General features: G+C 60.1%; 1 protein-coding gene. It reads right to left on the reverse strand.

The features are described 5' to 3' along the window. The coding region (locus tag P3G67_RS35805; RefSeq protein WP_276097247.1) for an HAD hydrolase family protein at nucleotides 1-554 on the reverse strand (554 nt) is incomplete at both ends.

The raw sequence follows: 554 nt of genomic DNA on the forward strand, positions 1-554 counted from the left end.
ATCCAGTAAAGCCCGTACCTTCCGTCCCACCGCCGACTCGTCGTGGTTGCCGATTATGGCGAATCCACGGTCGCGCAGTACCGGGTGAGCACCTGACACGATGTAGGGGTGTCCGACCGTTTCCAGCATCGTGAGGTCGTTTGGCATGTCGCCGAAGGCGGCAGCGTCGGCCGGATCGATGCCTAGATCATCGCAGACCTGCTTCAACGCTGAACCTTTGGAGACCCCCCGTCCGGCGATCTCTACCAGACCATCCGTCATTGTTGCGGAAAGAGATACTGTGCCACGGTCCCCGACGATAGGTTTGACGATCTGGAACAACTCGTCGCTGGGAAAGCCAAAGGTTCGCACTAGCAGCTTGACGATGCGGTGATCATCTCCCAAGAAACTCTCGATCTGGCCCTCACCGTCCGGCGGGCCGCTGATCTGCCAGCGGTCGAACCCTTCTTCGGAGAACCACTGGGTGGCCTCCTCGGTACAAAACAGGGCGTGCGGGAGTGCTTGGCGGACGTCACAGACAATGCCGGCGACCGTCTGCGGGGTCATGTATAGGT

The sequence above is a fragment of the Streptomyces silvisoli genome, assembly GCF_029269905.1.
Taxonomy (GTDB): Bacteria; Actinomycetota; Actinomycetes; order Streptomycetales; family Streptomycetaceae; genus Streptantibioticus_A; species Streptantibioticus_A silvisoli_A.